The sequence below is a fragment of the Bacteroides sp. AM54-2NS genome, from assembly GCF_003602935.1.
Classification (GTDB): domain Bacteria; phylum Bacteroidota; class Bacteroidia; order Bacteroidales; family Bacteroidaceae; genus Bacteroides; species Bacteroides xylanisolvens.
This window is the reverse complement of the sequence record NZ_QTMZ01000011.1, coordinates 92,468-111,109: the sequence shown is the minus strand read 5'-3', so window position 1 is coordinate 111,109 and position 18,642 is coordinate 92,468. Positions and strand designations below refer to the sequence as shown.

The 18,642-nt window shown below is 41.5% G+C and carries 8 protein-coding genes and 3 pseudogenes; all 11 read left to right on the top strand.

The features are described 5' to 3' along the window. The first annotated feature begins 69 nt into the window (after positions 1-69). The 11 genes and pseudogenes from rhaB (at position 70) to DXA05_RS09295 (ending at position 18,363) form a co-directional block, all read left to right on the top strand. A pseudogene (gene rhaB, locus DXA05_RS09345) lies at positions 70-1,529 on the top strand (rhamnulokinase). Between the two features lie 46 nt (positions 1,530-1,575). Continuing rightward, on the top strand, positions 1,576-2,832 hold the full coding sequence (locus DXA05_RS09340) for an L-rhamnose isomerase (RefSeq protein ID WP_008018351.1): 1,257 nt from the start codon (positions 1,576-1,578) through the stop codon (positions 2,830-2,832). A 3-nt stretch (positions 2,833-2,835) separates the two neighbouring features. Beyond that, positions 2,836-3,855 carry an L-rhamnose/proton symporter RhaT gene (rhaT, locus tag DXA05_RS09335; protein WP_128859099.1) on the top strand — a complete coding sequence of 340 codons (1,020 nt, stop codon included), beginning with the start codon at positions 2,836-2,838 and terminating at the stop codon, positions 3,853-3,855. A gap of 92 nt (positions 3,856-3,947) precedes the next feature. After that, positions 3,948-4,757, top strand: a complete 810-nt coding sequence (gene rhaD, locus DXA05_RS09330; RefSeq protein WP_004299882.1) for a rhamnulose-1-phosphate aldolase — start codon at positions 3,948-3,950, stop codon at positions 4,755-4,757. A 96-nt stretch (positions 4,758-4,853) separates the two neighbouring features. Then, positions 4,854-6,008 (top strand): lactaldehyde reductase, encoded by a 1,155-nt coding sequence (gene fucO / locus DXA05_RS09325; protein ID WP_004299884.1) that lies wholly within the window; start codon positions 4,854-4,856, stop codon positions 6,006-6,008. A 175-nt stretch (positions 6,009-6,183) separates the two neighbouring features. After that, the gene (locus DXA05_RS09320) at positions 6,184-7,083 is read left to right on the top strand and encodes an AraC family transcriptional regulator (RefSeq protein ID WP_118219806.1); all 900 of its coding nucleotides are present in this window, start codon (positions 6,184-6,186) and stop codon (positions 7,081-7,083) included. A 108-nt stretch (positions 7,084-7,191) separates the two neighbouring features. Continuing rightward, positions 7,192-11,216: pseudogene (locus DXA05_RS09315) on the top strand (two-component regulator propeller domain-containing protein). Between the two features lie 335 nt (positions 11,217-11,551). Beyond that, on the top strand, positions 11,552-14,689 hold the full coding sequence (locus DXA05_RS09310; RefSeq protein WP_049701779.1) for a TonB-dependent receptor: 3,138 nt from the start codon (positions 11,552-11,554) through the stop codon (positions 14,687-14,689). Positions 14,690-14,702: 13 nt separating this feature from the next. Continuing rightward, a pseudogene (locus tag DXA05_RS09305) lies at positions 14,703-16,170 on the top strand (RagB/SusD family nutrient uptake outer membrane protein). A gap of 14 nt (positions 16,171-16,184) precedes the next feature. Beyond that, entirely contained in the window at positions 16,185-16,796 is a 612-nt protein-coding gene (locus DXA05_RS09300; protein WP_004310456.1) for a fasciclin domain-containing protein, read from the top strand. 28 nt (positions 16,797-16,824) lie between these two features. Beyond that, positions 16,825-18,363: a hypothetical protein gene (locus DXA05_RS09295; protein ID WP_120067077.1), complete on the top strand. Its 1,539-nt coding sequence runs from the start codon at positions 16,825-16,827 to the stop codon at positions 18,361-18,363. Positions 18,364-18,642 lie beyond the last annotated feature (279 nt).

Below are 18,642 nucleotides of genomic sequence, written 5' to 3'. Positions count from 1 at the left end.
AAGGAGGAGGGAATCGCCTATCTTTGCCATGTAGGTAAATGGATACCTTAAATATATAGACAGAATACCATGAAACAAAACTTTTTTGCAGTCGATCTGGCGCAACGAGCGGCCGTACAATCTTAGGAACTTTCATTGAAGGCGGATTGAATCTGGAAGAGATTAATCGTTTTCCTAACCACCTGATTGAAGTAGGTGGACATTTCTATTGGGATATTTATGCATTATATCGTCACATTATTGACGGATTGAAGTTGGTTGCTCATCGTGGCGAATCCATTGCTTCTATCGGTATCGATACCTGGGGAGTGGATTTTGTATGTGTCGGAAAAGACGGTAACTTGCTTCGCCAGCCTTATGCATATCGTGACCCGCATACAGTAGGAGCACCGGAGGCTCTTTTCTCCCGTATTTCCCGTAGCAAAGTGTATGGTAAAACGGGTATTCAGATTATGAATTTTAATTCACTTTTCCAATTAGATACTTTACGTCGCAATCACGACAGTGCGTTGGAGGCGGCAGATAAAATTCTGTTTATGCCGGATGCGTTGAGTTATATGCTTACCGGAGAGATGGTGACGGAATATACGATTGCTTCGACAGCCCAGCTGGTGAATGCACAGACACGACGTTTGGAGCCGGAGTTGCTGAAAGCGGTAGGATTGAGTGAGAAGAATTTCGGCCGTTTTGTATTCCCGGGTGAAAAGGTGGGAGTATTGACGGAAGAAGTGCAAAAGATAACCGGACTGGGTGCAATTCCTGTGATTGCGGTAGCCGGCCATGATACCGGTTCTGCTGTTGCTGCCGTTCCGGCATTGGATCGCAACTTTGCTTATTTGAGTAGCGGAACCTGGTCACTGATGGGAGTTGAAACGGATGCTCCGGTGATTAATGCTGAAACGGAAGCGTTGAACTTTACCAATGAAGGTGGTGTGGAAGGAACTATCCGTCTATTGAAGAATATCTGTGGAATGTGGTTGCTGGAACGTTGCCGTCTGAATTGGGGAGATACAAGTTATCCTGAATTAATCAGTGAGGCGGATGCTTGTGAACCGTTCCGTAGTCTGATTAATCCGGATGATGACTGTTTCGCGAATCCTGCGGACATGGAAAAAGCTATTACAGAATATTGCCGGGCTACCGGACAGTCGGTTCCCGAGAAACGCGGACAAGTAGTGCGTTGCATCTTTGAAAGTTTGGCTTTGCGTTATCGCCAGGTGTTGGAGAATTTGCGTTCACTTTCTCCCCGTCCGATTGAAACATTGCACGTGATTGGCGGAGGTAGCCGGAATGATTTGCTGAACCAGTTTACTGCCAATGCGATAGGAATTCCTGTGGTAGCCGGTCCATCTGAAGCAACAGCCATCGGTAATGTGATGATTCAGGCCATGGCGGCAGGCGAAGCGACGGATGTTGCCGGTATGCGGCAGTTAATTAACCGTTCTATCCCGTTGAAGACTTATCAACCACAAGACACGGAAGCTTGGGATGCGGCTTATATCCATTTTAAAAATTGCGTTCGGAAATAAATAGAACGATCGACAGAATAATCATTTTTAAAACTAATAGAATATCATGAAAAAAGAAGAACTGATTCAGAAAGCGTATGAGATTGCTGTGGAACGTTATGCAGCAGTAGGTGTGGACACCGAACAAGTATTGAAAACGATGCAGGATTTTCATTTGTCACTTCACTGCTGGCAGGCTGACGACGTTGCAGGATTTGAAGTACAGGCCGGCTCATTGACCGGAGGTATTCAGGCAACCGGTAATTATCCGGGCAAAGCTCGTAATATTGATGAATTGCGTGCTGACATTTTGAAAGCTGCTTCTTATATTCCGGGTACTCATCGTCTGAACCTGCACGAAATCTATGGAGATTTCCAGGGTAAGGTGGTAGACCGTGACCAGGTAGAACCGGAACATTTCAAGAGCTGGATCGAATGGGGTAAAGAACATAACATGAAGCTCGATTTCAACTCTACTTCTTTCTCTCATCCGAAATCAGGTGACTTGTCTCTTTCTAATCCTGATGAAGGCATCCGTCAGTTCTGGATTGAACATACCAAACGCTGTCGTGCCGTTGCGGAAGAAATGGGTAAGGCACAAGGGGATCCGTGTATCATGAATCTTTGGGTACATGACGGAAGCAAGGATATTACGGTAAATCGGATGAAATATCGTGCATTGTTGAAAGATTCTTTGGATCAGATCTTCGCTACCGAATATAAGAATATGAAGGATTGTATCGAATCTAAGGTGTTCGGTATCGGTCTGGAAAGCTATACAGTGGGTTCTAATGACTTCTATATCGGTTATGGTGCTTCTCGTAACAAGATGATTACACTGGATACCGGTCACTTCCATCCAACAGAAAGTGTAGCTGATAAAGTATCTTCACTGTTGCTTTATGTGCCTGAATTGATGTTGCACGTGAGCCGTCCGGTTCGTTGGGATTCAGACCATGTTACTATCATGGATGATCCGACAATGGAACTGTTCAGCGAAATCGTTCGCTGCGGTGCTTTGGACCGTGTACATTATGGTCTTGACTACTTCGATGCATCTATCAACCGTATTGGTGCATACGTAATCGGTAGTCGTGCCGCACAGAAATGTATGACTCGTGCTCTGCTCGAACCGATTGCCAAGTTGCGCGAATACGAAGCAAACGGACAGGGATTCCAACGTCTGGCTTTGCTCGAAGAAGAAAAGGCGCTTCCTTGGAATGCAGTTTGGGATATGTTCTGCTTGAAGAACAATGTTCCTGTTGGTGAAGATTTCATCGCAGAAATTGAAAAGTACGAAGCCGAAGTAACTTCTAAACGATAAGTTATGGAAATCTTAATCGGCTTATTGATTATAGCCATCGGTAGCTTTTGCCAGTCCAGTTCTTATGTACCTATCAAAAAGGTAAAAGAATGGAGCTGGGAAAGCTTCTGGTTAATACAAGGTGTATTTGCCTGGTTAGTGTTCCCGTTCCTGGGTTCACTACTGGGTGTACCCCAAGAGAGCAGTTTGTTCGACTTGTGGGGAGCAGGAGGTGCTGGAATGAGCATCTTTTATGGTATATTGTGGGGAGTAGGAGGGTTGACTTTCGGACTTTCCATGCGCTATTTGGGTGTTGCGCTCGGACAGAGTATCTCACTGGGTACTTGTGCCGGTTTCGGTACCCTTCTTCCGGCTCTTTTTGCCGGTACAAACTTGTTTGAAGGTAACGGGCTGATTCTTTTGTTGGGTGTTTGCATCACGTTGGCAGGTATTGCTATTATCGGGTATGCCGGTAGCTTGCGTGCGCAAAACATGAGTGAAGAAGAAAAACGTGCTGCCGTAAAAGACTTTGCATTGACAAAAGGGTTACTGGTTGCACTTTTGGCTGGTGTCATGAGTGCCTGCTTTGCTTTGGGACTGGATGCGGGAACACCTATCAAAGAAGCCGCTTTGGCTGGTGGAGTGGAAGGACTTTATGCCGGTCTTCCGGTTATCTTTCTGGTTACGCTTGGAGGCTTCCTGACAAATGCAGCTTACTGTTTGCAACAGAATGTGGTTAACAAAACGATGGGTGACTATGCTAAAGGAAAAGTGTGGGGCAATAATCTAGTGTTCTGTGTGTTGGCTGGTGTACTATGGTATATGCAGTTTTTCGGATTGGAAATGGGTAAGAGCTTCCTCACCGAAAGCCCGGTGTTACTGGCTTTCTCCTGGTGTATCCTGATGGCATTGAACGTAACCTTTAGTAATGTTTGGGGAATAATTCTGAAAGAATGGAAAGGGGTGTCAAACAAGACCATAACTGTGCTGATAGCTGGTCTGATCGTACTTATCTTCTCTTTAGTATTCCCAAATTTGTTTTAAAAAAATCAAGAACGGATTACACGGATTACGCAGTTTTTTTATAACTTGCGGCAAAATCCATGTAATCCGTGCCTAATTAAAATATATATATAATGAAATCAATTTTAGAGAATCGTCCGGCACTTGCCAAAGAAGTAAACAAGGTAGCAGAAGTTGCCGGATACTTGTGGCAGAAAGGATGGGCTGAACGTAATGGTGGTAATATCACTGTTAATATCACAGAGTTTGTAGACGATGAAATCCGTCAGATGAAGCCGATCAGCGAAGTAAAATCTATCGGTGTGACTCTTCCTTATCTGAAAGGCTGCTATTTCTACTGCAAGGGAACTAATAAACGCATGCGTGATTTAGCCCGCTGGCCGATGGAAAATGGTTCGGTAATCCGTATTCTGGATGACTGTGCCAGCTATGTGATTATTGCGGATGAAGCTGTAGCCCCGACATCGGAATTACCTTCTCACTTGAGCGTACACAATGACCTATTGAGCAAAAACTCTCCTTATAAAGCATCTGTACACACACACCCGATTGAACTGATTGCCATGACACATTGTCCGAAATTTCTGGAAAAAGATGTGGCTACCAATCTGTTGTGGAGTATGATTCCTGAAACAAAGGCATTCTGCCCGCGTGGTTTGGGTATCATTCCTTATAAATTACCTAGCTCGGTGGAATTGGCTGAAGCTACCATCAAAGAATTGCAGGATTACGATGTGGTGATGTGGGAGAAACATGGCGTATTTGCAGTGGATTGCGATGCGATGCAGGCATTCGATCAGATTGATGTACTCAATAAGTCGGCTCTGATTTATATCGCAGCTAAAAATATGGGCTTCGAACCGGATGGTATGAGTCAGGAACAGATGAAAGAAATGTCAGTAGCTTTCAATCTTCCTAAATAAGATTTATACTAGTCATTGATTTTAATTACTTTAGAAACCGTGGCATTTTCTACCCTGGAAGGTGCTGCGGTTAACCCTTTAAACAAATAGATAACCATGAATCGCATTATTTTAAACGAAACTTCGTACTTCGGTGCCGGATGCCGTAGTGTCATTGCTGTGGAAGCAGCCAGACGTGGCTTTAAGAAAGCCTTTTTTGTAACGGATAAAGATCTTATCAAGTTTGGTGTGGCTGCCGAAATCATTAAAGTATTTGATGAAAATCAGATTCCTTACGAACTTTATAGTGATGTAAAAGCGAACCCTACGATTGCAAATGTACAAAACGGTGTGGCGGCATACAAAGCTTCCGGAGCCGATTTTATCGTTGCTTTGGGCGGCGGTTCTTCCATCGATACTGCCAAAGGAATCGGTATTGTTGTGAACAATCCGGATTTTGCAGACGTGAAATCTCTGGAAGGGGTAGCCGATACCAAACACAAAGCGGTGCCTACTTTCGCGCTGCCTACTACTGCCGGAACAGCTGCCGAAGTAACGATCAATTATGTGATTATTGATGAAGATGCCCGCAAGAAAATGGTTTGTGTAGACCCGAACGACATTCCTGCCGTAGCTATCGTAGACCCTGAACTGATGTACTCAATGCCAAAAGGACTGACTGCAGCTACCGGTATGGATGCTTTGACTCATGCCATCGAAAGTTATATCACTCCGGGTGCCTGGGTAATGAGCGATATGTTCGAATTGAAAGCCATTGAAATGATTGCTCAAAACTTGAAAGCAGCTGTGGATAATGGTAAAGATGTGGCAGCCCGCGAAGCTATGTCACAGGCACAATATATTGCCGGTATGGGATTCTCGAATGTCGGTTTAGGAATTGTTCATTCGATGGCGCATCCGTTAGGTGCATTCTATGATACTCCTCATGGGGTAGCCAATGCCTTATTGTTGCCGTATGTGATGGAATACAATGCTGAATCTCCGGCAGCTCCGAAATATATCCATATTGCGAAAGCAATGGGAGTGGACACTACCGGAATGAGTGAAGCCGAGGGAGTAAAAGCGGCTGTTGAGGCAGTGAAAGCACTTTCTGCCAGTATCAATATACCGCAGAAATTACATGAAATCAATGTGAAGGAAGAAGATATTCCTGCACTGGCTGTTGCTGCTTTCAATGATGTTTGCACAGGCGGTAATCCTCGTCCTACTTCGGTAGCAGATATCGAAGCTCTATATCGCAAAGCTTTCTAAAGTTAGTTTTTGCGGAAGTTCTTTTCACCACAGATTACACAGATTTACACAGATTATTTTCTAATCGGAAGCCGATATTTAAGAATTAAATCTGTGTAAATCTGTGTAATCTGTGGTGTTTTTCTGAAAATAATTCCTATTTTTGTCCAACTCAATTACATGAAAACACATCGGTATGATCGAGGATAATAGTTTGGGATTAGAATTTAAATATCTGATTGTAAATGACATGGACCGTAAATTCGGGCTATGGGTAAATACCGTCGGCTATCAATCCATTCCTCCTGATTCACCTTATCCGTTGAAAGAGCATCCTTCCGGTTACTTTTTTAATGCAGAAAAAGGAAGAGTGCTTCGTGAGTATCAATTGGTATATATTACCAAGGGGCGTGGTTTGTTTTCATCTGATTCTACCTCTGAAAAGCAAGTTTGTAAAGGTCGGCTGATGGTATTGTTTCCCGGACAATGGCATACTTATCGCCCGTTGCGGCAGACTGGTTGGACGGAATATTATATTGGTTTCGAGGGGCCTATGATAGACGCCATTGTTGATGATGCTTTTTTGTCGCAGAAACAGCAAATACTGGAAATTGGCCTTAATGAAGAGTTGGTCTCATTATTCTCCCGTGCTCTTGCCGTAGCCGAAGCGGATAAGATTTCCGCGCAACAATATCTTTCCGGGATTGTGCTCCACATGATAGGGATGATTCTTTCCGTCTCCAAGAATAAGGTTTTCGAGATGAGTGATGTGGATCAGAAGATCGAACAGGCAAAAATCATTATGAATGAAAATGTTTCCGGCAATGTGGACCCGGAAGAGTTGGCTATGCGACTCAATATTAGTTATTCATGGTTTCGACGTGTTTTTAAGGAGTATACAGGTTATGCTCCGGCTAAATATTTCCAGGAATTGAAACTTCGTAAAGCTAAACAAATGCTGGTGGGAACTTCCCAGTCAGTAAAAGAGATTTCTTTTTTTCTAGGTTTCCAGTCAACCGAATATTTTTTCTCTTTCTTCAAGAAACGTACGGGACTTACTCCGTTGGAGTATCGTTCGTTCGGGCGGGAAGAATGAATAGGATGAAGTTCATATCTATTAGTTATTTGGCTCTGATTTTGGGAATATCATAAAAACTGTTACTTTTGTGGCGAAGATAATGTGCTATAAACCATCATTCTTGATATGCGCGGACAAAAACTATCTAAGATCCATTTTCTTATTCTGTTATCTCTTTTAGGATTTATATCTCCTCTTCAATCACAGGAATATAAGTTCAGGACATTGGGTGTGGAGGATGGATTGTCGCAAATAACGGTGAGCGATATTTGCCAGGATGAGAAGTCGCGTATATGGATTGCCACGCTGGATGGCTTGAATTGTTTCGATGGCAATCATATCAAAGTCTTTAATCATTTTCATAACGATTCCATCAGTTATGGTAATCTATATGTCACCCAGATGGTGGAGGACGGCCAGGGGAGTCTTTTTCTCTTGACTTCTACCGGACTTTTCCAGTTCGACCTTGAAACGGAGAAATATTATATTCTTCCGGTGTCTTCTCCTTCCACTCTTGCCAAAGGAAAGTTGGGAGTGTGGATTGCAGAAGGGGGAAAACTCTTCTTGTATGATAAGAATACCCGTTCCGTGAAACCAATGTATGCGGAGGTACATTTGCCGGACACCGGGCCGACAATGGTAGAAGGTTCGGAAGGAAATCTTTGGGTTGCTTTGAAAGATGGCGGGGTGATGCGTGTGGATACTTGTGGATCGATGTCGCTTTATTTGCCCGGAATCAAGGTGATGAAACTGATAAAAAGTAACGATCAGAATATTTGGATCGGTTCGCAGGATCATGGTGTTTTCTGTTTTTCACCTCAAGGTGCAGTCATACATCATTATGATTATAACAACAAGAGTGTTTACACGGTCCGGGATGATATGGCAAGAGCGCTATGTCAGGATTTGGAAGGGAATATATGGGTAGGTTACAGAAGCGGATTGAGTAAGATTGAGGTGGCTACCGGGAAAATATTTCATTATCAGGCGGATCCTAACCGGGTGGGGGCTATGTCCAATCGTTCGGTGACTTCTCTTTATACGGACAAACAAGGAACTGTCTGGGTGGGGACCTATTGGGGCGGCGTGAACTTCTTCTCACCGGAATATCAACATTTTGTACATTATCATGCTTCGGATACCGGATTGTCTTTTCCGGTGGTGGGTGCTATGGCAGAAGATAAATCCGGAAATATATGGATTTGCACAGAAGGTGGAGGACTGGATTTATATCAACCGGAACAAGGAACATTCAAGCATTTTAATGCGCATACCGGATATCATTTTAGTACGGATTATCTGAAAGATGTCGTTTTTGATGAGGCTAATAACTGCTTGTGGATTGCCGCTGACTTTACAAACAAGGTCAACTGTTTTCATCTTGATAACTATCGGAATGATATATATGACCTCGAACCGCTCGGAGAGGAAAGTGTGGGAGAAGCTCTGTTTGCCTTGGCCGACACTCCTCGTAAATTGTATGTAGGTACAACATCAGCAGTTGTTAGTCTGGATAAACAGACCTTAAAAACTGAAGTGTTGTTTCATCAAAAGGAGTTGTTTACACATAATTATAACACTTTGTTGCTTGATTCGAAAAACCGGCTATGGTTTGCTTCCGATGATGGTTGTGTAGCTTATGTGATTGATGAAGGACGCTTTGAAACGTATAGGATAAGTCTGAAGAAGCAGGTCAGATCTCAAAAAGAGCTGGTCAATGTCATCTATGAAGATCGAAGGGGAAACATTTGGGTCGGAACACATGGCAACGGGCTTTTCTTGTTGGATAAGAAAGAGCGATTGTTTCGTTTGCATACTCCTGAAAGTGTATTGTCGGGAGAAAATATCAGAGTGTTGGGCGAAACTCCTTCCGGGAATTTATTGATTGGTACCGGACATGGATTGTCTGTGTAGAACAGAAAGACGGGAAAGTGATAAACTTCAATTCTAAAACAGGATTTCCGCTGACTCTTGTTAATAGGAAATCCATGCATGTATCCCGCAATCATGATATTTATATGGGAGGAGCTACCGGACTGGTTGCCATTCGTGAAAGTAGTTTGTCCTATCCTCCGAAAATATATGATTTGGAGTTGGCTCATTTGTATGTCAATAACAAAGAGATTACCACAGGCGATCAAACCGGCATCCTAAATAAGTCCTTTGCCTATACCGATCGGATTAAATTGAATTATTTGCAGAATGTGTTTTCTATCGGTTTCTCGACAGATAACTTTCTGCATATTGGCGGTGGTGAGGTAGAATATCGGTTGATAGGTTCTAATGACGAATGGAGTGAGAATCGTTTGGGGAATGATATTACTTATACAAATATATCTCCGGGCGATTATGTTTTTGAGATCAGATTGAAGAACTTTCCGGAAGTAATCAGATCTCTTCATATAACGATCACACCACCTTTTTATGCCACCTGGTGGGCTTATACTATTTATGTGTGTGTGATTCTGACGATTCTATTCTTTGTGGTGAGAGAATATAGAATTCGGCTGTTCTTGAAAACCTCGTTGGATTTTGAACTTCGTGAGAAACAATATATTGAAGAAATGAACCAATCCAAACTGCGTTTCTTCACTAATATCTCACACGAGATCAGAACCCCTATTACCCTTATCCTGGGGCAGGTTGATCTGTTGTTGAATTCCGGTAAGTTGTCTACGTATGCTTATTCGAAATTACTGAATATACATAAAAATGCCGGTAACCTGAAATCATTGATAACGGAGTTGCTTGATTTCCGGAAACAGGAGCAGGGACTTTTGAAATTGAAAGTTTCTCAATTTGATTTATATTCTTTACTCAAAGAGCATTATGTATTGTTCAAAGAATTGGCAGCTAACAGGAATATTTCGTTTGTTTTGCATGCTGACTGTGAGCAATGCCTCGTGTGGGGAGATCGTATGCAATTGCAGAAAGTGGTTAATAACCTGCTGTCGAATGCTTTTAAATATACTTCAGACGGTGGAAGTATCAGTATGGAATTGGCTGATGGAGCGGATGAATGTATGTTTTCCGTTTCAGACAATGGGGCAGGAATATCCGAGGAAGATTACGTGAAGATATTCGAGCGGTTCTATCAGGCCGAGAATATCGGACAGTATGGAGGAACGGGTATCGGGCTGGCTCTAAGTCAGGGGATTGTGAAAGCTCATCAGGGAGATATAACTGTAGAAAGCCAGTTGGGGAAAGGTTCATGCTTTAAGGTCACTCTGAAGAAAGGAGATGCTCACTTTGATTCTTCTGTTTCCCGGATTGAACCGGAGCAGGATAAGGAATATATTTATTATTCGGAAGATAAAGAACTATTGGTTAAGGAGGTACAGTCGGCTCAAAGTGAGAGTGGGACTACTGACTGCAAGCTGTTGGTTATTGATGATAATGAAGAAATCAGAAATATCCTTGTAGATATCTTTTCTCCATTGTACACGGTTGAAACTGCAAGTGATGGTGAGGAAGGGTATGAAAAAGTAAAGATGATGCAACCTGATCTGGTTATTTCGGATATTATGATGCCCGGAATGCCCGGAACGGAATTGTGTGCCAAAATTAAGAACAATATTGAAACCTGTCATATCCCCGTCGTTCTTCTGACTGCCCTTAGTGCGCCCGAACGTGAGTTGGAAGGATTGAGAATTGGAGCGGATATTTATGTGGTGAAGCCATTTAATATGCGGCGGCTGGTGATGCAATGCAATAATCTGATTAATACCCGCAGACTTTTACAGAATAAATATGCCCATCAGCTGGATAGCAAAGCGGAGAAGATTGCAACGAATGAACTCGATCAGAGGTTTATCGAACAAGCGACGCAGGTAGTGGAAGATAATATGGAAAATCCCGAATTCAGTGTAGATGTCTTCTCACGTGAGATGGGGGTGGGACGTACTGTCTTATTCCAGAAGATAAAAGGTATCACGGGAAGTACGCCAAATAATTTTATCATGAATCTGCGTCTGAAAAAAGCGGCATATTTTCTGCAGAATTCTCCGGAAATGAATATATCGGATATTGCTTACCGGTTAGGATTTGGAAATCCTCAATACTTCAATAAATGCTTTAAAGAACTTTTTGATATTGCTCCTACGCAATACCGAAAAGCTCATAATACCTCCTCCGAACCCTCTGTGAAGTGATTAAAATAAGTCATCTGAATTTTTAGACTAGATAAAACGAACAATTCGATAGGGTGCAATATATTCAAATGCGATACTTTTGTGGCGTTGGATAATGCCAGCTTGTACTTGAGTTTTCTTTGGTTAGGTGTGTCCGCACACACTTTCATTTGGTAGACCGGGTACTGTGTAATCTTTATTCTAATATAATAATTATTGTGTAGTATTATGAAAGACAAATATCCATATAATAAATAAAAGATAACATCTTATTGGAGAGAATCAATATATTTTCCCCAATTAATTAAGTAGTGAGTAAAACCTTGATAATTAACCAATTTAATTTTATTCTAGTTATGAAAAATTTGCAGAGTAGGACAAAAGTGCGGTTGCTTCAGTCGTTGCTTTTGATTTCCTTGAGTCTCTTTTTCCTTGTCAATCCGGCTTATGCTCAAGGCGGGTTTGCAGTGAAGGGAGTTATTGTGGATAAAACAGGATTTCCTTTGCCTGGCGCCAATGTGATGGAGAAGGGAACATCTAATGGAACAATTACAGATTTAGATGGTAATTTCTCATTGAATGTTTCGAAGAAGGGAGTTACTTTGACTGTATCATTCATGGGATATACCCCTAAAGATGTGGTAGTGAAAGATAAAACAATGAATATTACGCTTGAAGAGAACTCTAAGCTATTGGACGAAGTAGTGGTAGTGGGTTACGGTACGATGAAAAAGCGTGATGTAACAGGAGCTATTACTTCCATCTCAAGCGAGGCCATTGAGCAAAAAATGGCTACCAATGTTTTTGAAGCATTGCAGGGTACTACTGCCGGTGTACAGGTGGTATCCGGTTCCGGACAGCCCGGTGAATCTTCTTCTATCAAAATTCGTGGTACTTCCACTTTCTCCGCTGAAGGTGTGACTCCTCTTTATATTGTAGACGGTGTTCCTTTGGAAAGTATCGATGGTATCAATACCAATGATATTACTTCTATGGAGATTTTGAAGGATGCCGCTTCTGCAGCTATCTACGGTTCGCGTTCGGCGAACGGTGTGATTATTATCACTACCAAAAGTGGGCAGGAAGGTAAAGCCCGTATTGATATCAAGTATAATCACTCGTGGGGTACATTGTCTCACAAGGTTCCACAAGCAAACCGTAAAGAACGTTTGTTGTACGACCAATATCGTAAAGAGTATTTTGAAACATACGGCGGAGGTAATCCGGATGAAAGTAGTGATATACTGAATGATCCGTTGAACTCTTTCTTTAATGTGGATAACGATTATCTGGACATGATTACAAGCACTGCACAAAAAGATCAGGTGGATATCAGTGTAGGTGGTGGTACAAAGAAATTGAAATATTTCATCAATACCGGTTATTATAATGAGAAAGGTATTATTTCCAATACAGGTTTCCAGAGATTAAATACTCGTATCAACTCCGATTATTCACCGACAGACTGGATGAATATGGGTAGCCGTATTTCTTTGACTTATTCTAAAAAGAAAGGTCTGAATGAAGGTACTTTATTGAGCGCAGTGTTGACTCGTCGTCCTTATTTCAATACTTATTATCCGGATGGCTCTTTGGTCGGAGTGTTTAACGGTCAGAAGAACCCTATTGCGCAGGTCAATTATACTACCGACTTTACTGATTCTTATAAGGCTAACTTCTTCCAGTTCTTTGAAATCAAATTCAACAAGTATTTGAAGTTTAGAGCCAATATTAATGCCAACTTCTATCTGGATAAGCGTAAAAAACTCGAACCGAGTCTTATCACCGACGAATGGCAGAAACAGAATAAAGGTTATTCTTATAATTACCTGAACTGGAACTGGATGAATGAAGACATCCTTACTTATGCACGCAAAATAAAAGATCATAATTTTACGGCCATGGTAGGTGTTAGTGCACAACAGTGGCGTTATGAAAACGAAACATTTGTGGGGATAAACTCGTCTACAGATTTTATCTATACAATGAATGCTTTTGCCGCAAACCTGGATTTGTCATCTACAGGCTCCACATTAAGCAATCACTCTATGGCTTCCATTTTTGCCCGTGTGACTTATGATTATAAAGGAAGATATTTGCTCAATGCCATTATGCGTCGTGACGGTTCTTCTCGTTTTGCCAAAGAGAACAAATGGGGTAATTTTCCTTCCGTATCTGTGGGATGGCGCTTCTCGGATGAGAAATTCATGAAATTCTCGAAAAAGTTTCTCGAAGATGGTAAGATCCGTGCAAGTTTCGGTATCACGGGTAACGAAGCAATCGGCAACTACGACTATATCTACTCTTATTCTCCGAATTCTATTTATGACGGAGTGGGTGGCGTTATTCCGACTCGTATCGGTAAAGACAATCTGAAATGGGAGGAAACTAAACAATTCAACCTTGGTCTGGACTTGAATTTCTGGAATAGCCGTTTGACAATCACTGCCGATTACTACGATAAATATACAGACGGTTTGCTGGCAAACTACCAATTGCCAAAAGAATCCGGTTTTGCATATATGAAAACCAATGTCGGTGAAATGAGTAACCGAGGCTTTGAAATAGCTGTTACCGGTGATATTATCCGCACGAAGGACTGGAAGTGGAATGCTTCTTTCAATATCTCCAGAAACGTTAACCGTATTGAGAAGCTGTCTGAAGGTAAGGCATATATGGAAGGTGATATCTGGTGGATGCAGGAAGGTGGCCGTGTGGGTGACTTCTACGGATTTAAAAGCGCCGGTATCTTTGCATACGACGAATCGAATGCTTTTACTGATAAATGGGAACAGTTGACTCCGGTGTTTGAGAATGGTGTATTCCAGTACAAATATTTGTTGGATGGAAAGGAATATGCAGGTAATATTCGTCAGAAGACGTTGCCGAACGGCAAACCGTTCCGTGGTGGAGATTACAACTGGGAAGAACCGGAAGGAACCCGTGATGGTGTGATTGATGATAATGACCGTATGGTGATCGGTAATGCCATGCCTGATGTAACCGGTGGTTTGAATACAACGGTGACTTGGAAGAATTTGAGTTTATACTTAGGATTCTATTATTCATTGGGAGGACAGATTTATAATGCAGCCGAACATAATCGTAATATGTTCAAATACACCGGAACTACTCCTTCACCGGAAGTCATCCATAATATGTGGTTGCATCCGGGTGACCAGGCAATCTATCCGCGTCCGTATAATGATGATTACAACAATGCCCGTATGGGTAACTCGTTCTATCTGGAAGATGCTTCCTTTATTCGTTTGCAGAACATACGTGTAGCATACGATCTTCCTGAAAACTGGATAAAGAAGCTGATGTTGAAGAATATAAATATCTACGCTTTTGTAAACAACGCCTTGACATGGACCAACTATTCGGGATTCGATCCTGAATTCTCTACCAACAATCCTCTGCAGGTAGGTAAAGACTCTTACCGTTATCCGAGAAAGAGAGAATATGGTATTGGTTTTTCTGCAAACTTTTAATTGAAGATATCGTATGAAGAATATAAAATATTTTGTTGGAGCTGTATGCCTGGCTCTATCGTTGAATAGCTGTTCAGACTTTCTGAATGAGGAACCGGTAAGTGAAATTCCGGCAGGTGACATGTGGCAGACTGCCCGTGACGCTAAGGCAGGTATAAATGAAATCTATGGATTGTTACGTTCCACTTTACGGGAGAACTATTTCTATTGGGGGGAGTTCCGTTCGGATAATGTAGCTCCCGGAGCACCGGTAATGGCCGATCAGGCACGTGTTATCAACAACCTAATGTCTACGGATGAGAAATGTGCAAAGTGGACGACTCTGTATCAGATGATTAACCAGGCAAATCTGGCTATTAAATATGTTCCTAATATCAGTATGCCTGATGTGGCAGACCGTAACGATTACCTCGGACAAGCGTATGCGTTGCGTGCTTTGGCCTACTTCTATGCTATCCGTGTTTGGGGAGACGTACCTTTGTTTACAGAACCTACTGAAAAGTATTCGGAAGCGATCTATAAAGAGCGTACGGATAAAAACTACATTCTTGATAATGTCATTCTTCCGGACCTGAAGAAAGCGGAAGGACTGATAAACCGCAACAAGAACTACGAACGCAAACGCATTTCTATCTGTGGCGTATGGGCCATCATGGCGGATGCTTATATGTGGGCTAAAGAATATAATCTGGCCGACCAGACCATCGATAAGATGGCGACTATCGCTTCCAAAAAGGGCGGTCGTTTTGTAGACTTCGAACCTAACATTGCTACTTGGCATACCATGTTTACGGAAGAGCTGACTAATAAACCTTCTGATGATACACCGGAAAATGATGAATATAACTCCAGAGAGTTTATTTTCCTTGTTCATTTCAACATGGATGAAGTCGGCACGAATGGTTACAGTTATATGTATCAATGGTTTTCCGGTTCAGGGAATCGTGCGGCAGTCATGTCTGATACGTTTATGAGTATCTTTGATGAAAAGGATATGCAAGGTGATTTACGCAAAGATTATACGGTGAAGAATTACCAAAATGGAAATGAATTGCGTAAATATATGGCAGGTGACATCAGTAACTCTTTGAATAAGACATGTGAAGTAGCCTATCCAATCTATCGTTACACAGATATGATGTTGTTGCAAGCTGAAGTTCGTGCTCATCAGGGAAATGGGGGAAGCTTTGGATTTAGTAAAAACTGTACGTGACCGTGCCGGATTGAATACACTGACTGAAAATGATTTTGCTTCAGAAGAAGAGGTAGTCAATTATATCTTGCGTGAACGTCAGGTGGAGTTAGCTGGCGAAGGACGCCGTTGGTTTGATTTACTGCGTACAGGAAAGTGGAAGGAAGTGATGAAACCTATTAACGGAATGGAGCAGGATGGCAATGAACTTTTCCCGATCCACTATTCACATATCTTGGAAAATCCGAAGATTGTGCAGAATACGTATTATGGTAATACTAACAACTAAAAAAGGTAGAAGCAATGAAAAAGACAATATTATATAAGACTCTTTTCTTTTGTTGGACAATTTTGGCATTGACCGGTTGTGATCTGGACTTGCAAAAGAACTATGATTATGAGCCTTCGGTGGATGATCCGTATGTAAAAGTGACAGCGTGGGAATATTTTCAGGATCACAAAGATATGTTCTCGGAGTTGATAGCAGCTATTGAGTATACAGGTTTGAAGGACTATTATACACAGACTGATAATAAATATACTTTTCTGGCTTTGAATAATGCCGGTATGCAGCTTTATCGGGAGAATGAATTTGCTGGTGTAGCTTCTATTACAGATTGTGATAAAGAAAAGGTGAAGAATATGTTGCTTTATCATATTGTAGATGGAGAATATAGTTCTTATGGGCAATTGCAGGTTGAACCGATGTTCGTTTTGACTATGCTGAAAGGTGAGACTGGATTGATGACAATGTCTGTATGGAAAAATCCATGGCAGGCTGCAGTAGGTAAGATTCTGGTGAATCAGACCGGAAGCAACGGAAAATCTCCGCAACGGCAAGCTAAGACTAGCAATATTCTGCCGACAAACGGCGTGATTCATATATTTGAGAACTATTGCAAATATTCCAAATAACCACAGTTAATTAAAAAGAGAACTAATTATGATTCGTAAAATATATACCTTATTAATATTAGGACTTTGCTTGGGCTTTGCTGCCTGTGGCGACGATAATGATGGACTGGATCCTAATGCAGCGGCTCCTGTGATTAATTTTCCTATGGAGCAGCTGGACGTTGATTTGAATAAAGTAGACAATCTGCCGGTAGTGGCTGTTATTAAATCACAGGCAGGGCTTCAGAGCGTGACAATGAAATTGCAGACGGTGGAGGGAGTGACAGAATATAAAACTGTAACCGACTTTTTCAATCCCAACTCGTATAGCTTGTCTGAAAACTTGGAGTACAATGCAAATTATGAAGCTTTTATCATTGAAGCTACAGATAAACTGAATCATGTTACGAGTGGGACTTTACCAATTGCTGTTACCGATGTAATGGCACGTCCTGTCATTACATTCGATCCGGAAGAGATTGTATATGATGAGATGGATGAAAACCCGGTAATGCCTCGTACCACTTTTAAAATTGTTTCGGAAGCTGGTTTGAAGAAAGTAGAAAGATTCTTGGTTTCTGTAGACGGACAAACATCGAAAGGTGGTGATATACTGAATGGCGACAAAACGTATGAGTATGATGAATTGATAGAATATAAAGAAGGTGATAAGGGCTTTAAAGTGAAAGCAGAAGATATATATGGTAATATCACAATTTCTACTTTGCAGGTGTCATATAAGACAGTTCCGGTTCCTGTATTGACCTTGGGTAAAGAGCTAATTACTACTGATGAAGGAGTAGATACGGAAGTTCCAATGCATATCGAATCGGTTCGTGGCGTAAAATATGTAGCTATATCCCGAGTGGAAAATGGTATAAGTACAGAAATATTCCGTGAGGAGATAGGTGGTGACAATAAAAACTTTGATTATACACCTAAAGTACAATTAACAGAAGAAACGTCCCAATTAAAAGTGGTTGTTTCTGACGGTCGAGAGGGTAAAGAAGTAGTAGGGATCGTAAGGACTTATGTGAATATGGAAGTTGTCCAGCTCAAAGTCGGTAGCCAAGTTTTGGCAAATGCGGAACCGTTTGCTCTGATTTCATTGAAGGATATGAAGACGTATTCGGTGGATGAAGCTATTTCCAGTGTGGAAAGTGCTAGGAATGTTGATATAAAGTTCTTTATAAATTCTAAAGATGGTGTTCTTTCTTTCCGCTTTTATTCTATGGAAAATGTAGAAAGTAAAAATCCTTTATATAAAGGGTCAGGTGGAAAAACATTGAGTAACTTGCCGGCAAAGAATATGACTAAATATGTCCTATTCCCTACAGATTTTGATTATGATACAGCTTCCCGTTCCTCTATTCAGAATGAATATTTGAAAGGAAATGCAGATCAGAAAGTATATATGACAATTGATAACTTTGTCGGTAGTGTGATTGGATTTAAGACCGGTGGTGCCTCAAGTGCTGGTGGAGAAAGATATGGTGTCATGAAAGTTCTTGATGTCTCCGGTAAGATGGATAATAATACGATGAAACAGATAGCAACTGTTGAAATCAAATTCCCTAAGAAGAAGTAAGTAGGGTAGTATTACCTACCGTCTGAAGTCTTAATAGAAAAGTTCTTTTCTATTAAGACTAAACTTCCCTTTCATTGGGAGTAAAGTTGCTCTCTGTCCGATACAAACTATAAACGAAGCTTACGTTTTTATAAATGCAAGTTGCGTTTATAAAAACAAAGCTTGCGTTTATAGTTTATAATAAGGATAAAAGAAGTTTGCAACAAGGGGGAAGGAAGTTCTCCCCTAGTGGAGGATAACTTTTCTATTAATAGCTGACGCGAGAGTTATTAACAGCTA

Excerpts from the sequence above, each read along its gene's own strand:
- DXA05_RS09340 (WP_008018351.1), top strand. The coding sequence starts at position 1,576 with ATGAAAAAAGAAGAACTGATTCAGAAAGCGTATGAGATTGCTGTGGAA.
- rhaT (WP_128859099.1), top strand. The coding sequence starts at position 2,836 with ATGGAAATCTTAATCGGCTTATTGATTATAGCCATCGGTAGCTTTTGC.
- rhaD (WP_004299882.1), top strand. The coding sequence starts at position 3,948 with ATGAAATCAATTTTAGAGAATCGTCCGGCACTTGCCAAAGAAGTAAAC.
- fucO (WP_004299884.1), top strand. The coding sequence starts at position 4,854 with ATGAATCGCATTATTTTAAACGAAACTTCGTACTTCGGTGCCGGATGC.
- DXA05_RS09320 (WP_118219806.1), top strand. The coding sequence starts at position 6,184 with ATGATCGAGGATAATAGTTTGGGATTAGAATTTAAATATCTGATTGTA.
- DXA05_RS09310 (WP_049701779.1), top strand. The coding sequence starts at position 11,552 with ATGAAAAATTTGCAGAGTAGGACAAAAGTGCGGTTGCTTCAGTCGTTG.
- DXA05_RS09300 (WP_004310456.1), top strand. The coding sequence starts at position 16,185 with ATGAAAAAGACAATATTATATAAGACTCTTTTCTTTTGTTGGACAATT.
- DXA05_RS09295 (WP_120067077.1), top strand. The coding sequence starts at position 16,825 with ATGATTCGTAAAATATATACCTTATTAATATTAGGACTTTGCTTGGGC.